9 protein-coding genes are annotated in these 6,789 nt (G+C 35.3%); 1 reads left to right on the forward strand and 8 read right to left on the reverse strand.

Translation table 11 applies throughout. The features are described from left to right. Positions 1-102: 102 nt before the first annotated feature. From EAI80_RS11195 to EAI80_RS11230, 8 genes are read right to left on the reverse strand one after another with little or no spacing between them, the layout of a single operon-like run. The gene (locus tag EAI80_RS11195) at positions 103-1,023 is read right to left on the reverse strand and encodes a dihydroorotate dehydrogenase (RefSeq protein ID WP_129982101.1); all 921 of its coding nucleotides are present in this window, start codon (positions 1,021-1,023) and stop codon (positions 103-105) included. Further along, positions 1,016-1,774 carry a dihydroorotate dehydrogenase electron transfer subunit gene (locus EAI80_RS11200; protein ID WP_129982102.1) on the reverse strand — a complete coding sequence of 253 codons (759 nt, stop codon included), beginning with the start codon at positions 1,772-1,774 and terminating at the stop codon, positions 1,016-1,018. Before EAI80_RS11200 ends, EAI80_RS11195 begins: the two co-directional genes overlap by 8 nt. A 1-nt stretch (position 1,775) precedes the next feature. Further along, complete coding sequence (locus tag EAI80_RS11205; protein WP_022424711.1) at positions 1,776-3,041, reverse strand: dihydroorotase; 1,266 nt, start codon at positions 3,039-3,041, stop codon at positions 1,776-1,778. 3 nt (positions 3,042-3,044) lie between these two features. Continuing rightward, positions 3,045-3,524, reverse strand: coding sequence for a pantetheine-phosphate adenylyltransferase (coaD, locus tag EAI80_RS11210; RefSeq protein WP_129982103.1), 480 nt, complete (start codon positions 3,522-3,524; stop codon positions 3,045-3,047). Continuing rightward, complete coding sequence (gene rsmD, locus EAI80_RS11215; protein WP_129982104.1) at positions 3,521-4,078, reverse strand: 16S rRNA (guanine(966)-N(2))-methyltransferase RsmD; 558 nt, start codon at positions 4,076-4,078, stop codon at positions 3,521-3,523. Before rsmD ends, coaD begins: the two co-directional genes overlap by 4 nt. After that, entirely contained in the window at positions 4,059-4,430 is a 372-nt protein-coding gene (locus tag EAI80_RS11220) for a YlbF family regulator (protein WP_129982105.1), read from the reverse strand. Before EAI80_RS11220 ends, rsmD begins: the two co-directional genes overlap by 20 nt. After that, entirely contained in the window at positions 4,427-5,653 is a 1,227-nt protein-coding gene (locus EAI80_RS11225) for an FtsW/RodA/SpoVE family cell cycle protein (protein WP_129982106.1), read from the reverse strand. Before EAI80_RS11225 ends, EAI80_RS11220 begins: the two co-directional genes overlap by 4 nt. Continuing rightward, the gene (locus EAI80_RS11230; protein WP_022424706.1) at positions 5,650-5,907 is read right to left on the reverse strand and encodes a UPF0223 family protein; all 258 of its coding nucleotides are present in this window, start codon (positions 5,905-5,907) and stop codon (positions 5,650-5,652) included. The genes EAI80_RS11225 and EAI80_RS11230 overlap by 4 nt, the downstream gene beginning before the upstream one ends. Positions 5,908-6,026: 119 nt before the next feature. Here EAI80_RS11230 and def point away from each other — a divergent pair, with 119 nt between their 5' ends. Beyond that, complete coding sequence (def, locus tag EAI80_RS11235; RefSeq protein ID WP_022424705.1) at positions 6,027-6,596, forward strand: peptide deformylase; 570 nt, start codon at positions 6,027-6,029, stop codon at positions 6,594-6,596. The last annotated feature ends 193 nt before the right edge of the window (positions 6,597-6,789 follow it).

Consider the following 6,789-nt stretch of genomic DNA (forward strand, 5'->3'; position numbering starts at 1 on the left):
TGTGGTTCACTACACTTGGCGGTAAATACCTGTGGTCAGACTATCTCCGACTGAATTAGTGCCATGCCCGGCACACGCATAAAAAAGAGTGCTTAGCACTCTTTATTTATATTGATGGGATTTTCCGATAATATCAGTGATATTTTCAATACCCATTGCATCTAGTTCATCATTCATTTCCTGAATAATACGAGGACATGCATATGGATCTACTAAGTTAGCACAACCAACCTGTACAGCACTTGCACCTGCAATCATCATTTCGATTGCATCTCTACCAGTAGAAATACCACCCATACCAATAACTGGGATATTAACTGCCTGAGATACTTGATAAACCATTCTTAAAGCGACAGGGAAGATTGCTGGTCCTGAATAACCACCTGTCTTATTCGCAATAATAGGCTTACCTGAATGGATATCAAAACGCATGCCAACAAGAGTATTGATCATTGAGATACCATCAGCACCCGCTTCTTCTACTGCTTTCGCAATTGCGACTATGTCAGTGACGTTTGGAGATAGTTTGACATATAATGGTTTATTGATCACTGCCTTAACTGAACGAGTGACTTCTGCAGCCATGGCAGGATCAGTACCCATTGCCATACCACCTGCATGAACATTAGGACAGCTGATATTAAGTTCTAATGCACCAATACAGTCTTCTTTAGTTAGTTTTGCAGCAGTCTGTACATAATCATCCACACAGCTGCCACCAATATTCGCAATAGCTTTTCCTGAATAGACTTCTCTTAGTTTAACTAATTCAGTCTTGATGACTTCATCAACACCTGGGTTCTGTAAACCAATCGCATTTAGTAAACCAGAAGGTCCTTCCGCAATACGTGGAAGTGGGTTACCATAACGTGGTTCAAGAGTTGTACCCTTCAAGCTCATAGAGCCTAATACATTAATATCATAGAACTTAGTAAATTCATAACCGAATCCAAAAGTACCACTTGCTGGAATAACAGGATTCTTCATATCAAGTCCTGGTAGTTTTACATGTAAATTAGCCATTGATAATCACCTCATCTGAAGAAAGGACAGGGCCTTCTACACAAATTCTCTTATATGGTTTAGTTTTTACTTTACATGAACATCCCATGCAGGCCCCAAAGCCACATCCCATTCTTGCTTCAAAAGAAAGAGAACCATTGTCTGGGAAGTTCTTTACTAATGCATCCAACATTGGTTCTGGACCACATGCATAGTAATGATCAAAAGTTAAGTTATTTTCTTTAATGGCATCAATCACAGTACCCTTAGTACCATAAGTGCCATCCATTGTAGAAATATAAGTAGGACAAAGTTTCTTGAATTCTTCTTCATAGAACACATCATAAGAACCATTGAATCCAAGTACTGCAGTCACCTTTACACCTTTTTCAATAAGTCTTTTTGCTAGACCATACATAGGCGGTGTACCACTTCCCCCACCTACGACAATCACTTCATTATAATCAGTATCAATAAAACCATTACCTAAACCGATTAACACATCTAGCTTTTCACCTGGTTTCTTTTCTGAAAGAATCTTAGTTCCTTCACCTCTAATACGATAAATAAGCTTAATATGTGTATTATCATAATCTAAGATACTCATTGGTCTTCTTAAGTATGGCTGAAGTGAGTCGTTGATCTTAATATTGATGAACTGACCAGGTGCTGTAATAAAACGAGCCCCTTCTCCTTCAAGTTCCATTTCAAATAGACCAGGAATTAATTCTTTATTGTAGTTGATTGTAAGAAAATCCTGATAGTTCTTCATGTTATTCCTCCACTAATAATTGTCCATCGACAATATTCATAATTAAAGCGCCTTTTACTTTCCATCCTAAGAAAGGTGTATTGCATGCTTTAGACTTTAAGTCTTCTTCTTTGATTGTATATTCCTTATTCAAGTCAAATGCACATAGATCTGCCTTCATACCTTCTTCAATAGAAGCATCTAAATTTAATGTCTTGGCAGGTCCAGTAGTAAGACAATCAAGAACTGTCTCTAATTTAATTAAGCCTTCTTCTACAATATATGTATAAATAAGTGGGAAAGCATGCTGTAAGCCAATGATTCCAAATGGTGCTTTATCAATTGGTTTACTCTTTTCATCTCTTGCATGAGGGGCATGGTCTGTCGCAATAACAGTAATGACTCCATCATTCACTGCCTTGATGATTGCATCACGGTCTTCTTTTGTACGAAGAGGTGGATTCATCTTATAGTTAGGATGACAATCCTGAATGTTATCTTCTGTCAAAATTAAATGATGAGGTGATGTTTCACCACTGACTCTTTCACCACGTGCACGACTTGCACCAAGTAATGCCACTGTTTCTTTTGTCGAAATATGACAGATATGATATCTGTTGTGAATTTCATCTACAAGATGTAAATCACGATCTACCTGTTTATATTCACTTGCACTATTAATACCAATTAAGCCATGTTCTTTCGCATAATGACCTTCATGAATACATCCACCATGTAATTCTGATTCATCTTCACAATGAGCAACAATGATAGAATCAAGAGCTTTTGCACGGGTCATAGCTTCCTTCATCTTTTCATCCTTCTGGACACCTTTACCATCATCAGAGAAACCAAGAACAATAGGTTGTTTAATATTTTCTTCCATATCAACAACCTTCTGGCCTTTTAGTTCTTCTGTAATAGCACTATAAGTATAAGTTTTTACCTGTGCATCCTTTTCACAACGTTTAGTGAAGTCTTCAATAGTTTCCTTATCATCCATACAAGGTAATGTATTGGCCATTGCAACAATAGTACCATATCCACCATAAAGTGCAGATGCACTACCTGTAGAAATAGTTTCTTTATGTTCAAAGCCAGGTTCACGAAGATGTGTATGGATATCAATAAAGTTATGAGATAAAAGTGCTCCGTGAAGATCAATGACTTGATCTGCTTCTTCATTACATGCACCAATCTTCTTGATGATGCCATCTTCAATCAATACATCTGTATCACTAAATGCTTGATGACGATACAAATGTGCATTTTTTAATAATAAACGCATAATCTACCCCCTGTATTTTTCTATTAGTTTTTCTTCAACACATGCTGGTACAAGTCCTTCTACACTATGTTTATGAGATACAATCTCTTTCACAAATGAAGAAGATACAAATGTATAAGCAAGACGTGTCATTAGAAAGACAGTTTCAATGCCGTTATCTAAATACTGGTTTGTAAAGCACATGAGAGACTCATAGTTATAGTCTTCTGTTGCACGTAAACCACGCACTAATACCTGTGCCCCTACTTCCCTTGCATACTCTACAGCAAGACTACTGCTTTCGTCAATGACAACATTGGGAAACTGCTTCGTTGCTTCTCTTAACATCTCCACACGTTCTTCTACAGTAAATAAGCATGTCTTATGTGGATTAATAAAAATAGTCACATAAAGTACATCATACATCTTAGATGCACGTTCAATGATATCAAGATGGCCATTGGTCACAGGATCAAATGTCCCTGTATATACTGCTTTTATCACATTGCAGCCTCCTCGTATTTCACAATCTGTAAACAAGTAATACCATAATTATTTTCTTTAATAAGTTTAAATGGTGCTTCATATTCAAGCTTTTCTTCAGTTAAGTCTTCTACCACAATAATACAGCCATCCATTAAATTTCCATTATCCTTTAATGTATGAATAATATCCATATTAACTTTCATACCATAAGGTGGATCTAATAATACAAGACTAAACTTAATTCCTTCTTCCTTAAAAGTACCTAAAGCTTTACGATAATCAGCCTTTATTACATGCGCATTTGTAATCTTTAAACTATTAATATTTTCTCTAATAACCTGAAATGCCTTATATTGTTTATCTACTGCATAAAGTTCATCCATTCCTCTACTTAATGCCTCTATACCAAGGCCTCCACTTCCTGCAAATAAATCAAGACAAATTCCTCCATCAAAGTAAGGACCAATCATGTTATAAAGATTCTCTTTATTTTTATCTGTCGTAGGACGAGTTAATTTTGTAGGGACAGCCTTTAACTGTCTACTTTTATATTTACCTGCTATAACGCGCATAACTTCTTCCAATCCTTCCCTTTGCGAGTTCATCACTGATATCATCAAAGACAATATCTGTAATTTCATCTAACATCTTATTGAGTTCACTATAAGACTCTAAATAAGCATTCATCTCTGGCATGCGATACAATTCTCTTCTTATATCTGTCATACGTTCTTGTATATGTGACGAGTCACAATAGCTGCCAAAGCGTGCCAGATCTTCCTTTTCTTCCTTAAGTCTATTCATTTCATTCATCAAAGATTTAACATCTGGATAATCAAATACACTTAAAGAAGAGTGATAGTTTTTAAAACATTCTTCTTCTTTAATTGCATCAATAAGTTCTTTTATTGAGTCATAGATCATAATGATTTCTCAATTGCCTCCTGCTTCTTTTCACGATTATATTTCGCAATAATAGCCTGAGCTATACCAATTCCTATTAAAGCAACTAAGGTAGATGTACCACCTGCACTAATTAATAGGAGAGGCACACCAGTCATCGGAATAAGTCCTGATACACCACCAACATTAACCATTAAATGAACAAAGAAATAACTTGCAATTCCAATAAGTGTTAATTTTTCTCTTGAATCCTTAATCGCAAAAGCATATCTAAAGAGTCTATAAATAATAATAGAATAAGGAATAAAGAAAGCTGCAAAACCTACAAGCCCTAATTCTTCTACAATAATAGATGAAATAAAGTCACTCTGTGCTTCTGGGATATAACCAAATTTCATAATAGAGTTCCCAAAGCCACGGCCAATCAAGCCACCATTTGTATATCCTACAAAACCATTGATGATCTGATAGTTAGTACCATAGATATCTTTTAATGGATTCAGCCATGATGAAATACGTGCCATCTGATGACTCTTTAAGAAAAAATTATGAAACAGAATAAAGATAAGCACTAGAAACAATACTCCAACTAAGCCAATAATCTTAAAGGGACGATAGTATTGAGATGGTGTCGCAAAGAATAGGCATGTTGCCATAATGAATAATATCAAACCACTTCCCATATCCTTCTGTACCTTCCAACAGATTAAAAATGCGAAAATGACAAGAAAGGCTGGAAAGAACACACAGACAACTGCTTTACGCCAGATAAGTTTATTTCTTTTCTCTTTTGATAAGCATGGAGAAATACGTATCTGATCTGGTAAGACACCAAATATATAACTCAATAATATGATTAAGGTCAGCTTCATAAATTCTACAGGCTGAATAGTAAATGGACCAATCTTGATCCAAGCATGAGAATTATTGATTGTCCACATTATACATGTCAGCATCATAAGAATACATACACCATAAGTGACAAGCATTAATGTTTCTGATATACGACGTGTTTTATAGGCACGCGCAAATAAGAACATAAAACCTAAGCCTACTATAACGAATAAACATTGTTTCAATAGGTTTTTAGTCGCAAAATTAGAGCCTTCACTTGCCGACATACCTACAGAAGCATCTCCAATCATCACAATCCCAAATAATGCGAGAAAAATCGTACAGGCATAGATTGTTTTATCTGTACCAGTACGTTTAAACATCATTTGTGTCTTCTTGATGAAGTTCATAGTTTAACCCACTCTTCTTCCTGAGAACGTTTAAATACTTTATAAATAGAGTAGCCAGATGCTTCTTCAAAAGCTTTATCTAATTGTTTTTGTAAAGCTTTTGAGTCTGCAATAGATGTAAATGCACGGTAATGTTCCATGAATTCTTTAGAACTTATACCTTCTTCATAAGCCTGTTCTACTGCATTATATAACCCAACAACCTCGATAATTTCTTCTGTTGACCAATCTGGTTCTAATGGATAATCATACATGTTAAAATACCTCCTATGTTAAAAATATTATACATGAAATAGGCTTAAAAGAAAATAGGGTATACATAATTGGAAAAAGCGAAGGAGTCTGTTATAATGACACAGAGGTGAAACGAAGAATGTTAAGCATGAAAAATGTAATCGATGATAAAAATCCTTTAATTCGTGAGAAATCTAAAGAAGTATCTTTACCATTAAGTGATGAAGATCGTCATACTTTAATGGAAATGTATCAATATCTCGTAGATTCTCAAGATGAAGAAAAAGCTGAAAAGTATGATTTAAGACCAGGTGTGGGTATTGCTGCTATTCAGATTGGTATTCCAAAAAGAATGTGTGCAATTTATATTCCTTCTGTAGATGAAGAAGGTCATATTGTAAAGTGCGATCAGTGGGCACTTGTTAATCCACGTATTGTAGCAAATGCAGTGAAAGTGGCTTATTTAAAGAATGGTGAAGGATGTTTATCTGTTCCTGAAGATCAGCCAGGTATTGTACCTAGAAGTGCTAAAGTAACTGTTAAGGGATATGATGCCCTAACAGATCAAGAAGTGACTATTGTCGCAAGAGGCTTTACAGCTATCTGTTTACAGCATGAATTAGATCATTTTGAAGGTATTCTTTACTATGATCACTTTAATAAAGAAGATCCAAAAGCACCTATTCCAAATGCGATGGTGATTGAATAATGCTCCTTCGGGAGTATTTTTTTATGCATTAAAAAAGACGAGTAACTAAATAGACTTGGGGTTTACTCAAGCTTTGAAAAAGTCAGGGGTATGAACTCCTGGCTTTGCTTTTATGCTGTCAACTTTTTAGGGGCAGTTTTCTGCTATCTGTTTTGTTTATTTCATAAATCATTTATCATGTTCTTAAGGTCAA

Source organism: Catenibacterium sp. co_0103, from assembly GCF_004168205.1.
Lineage (GTDB): Bacteria > Bacillota_I > Bacilli_A > Erysipelotrichales > Coprobacillaceae > Catenibacterium > Catenibacterium mitsuoka_A.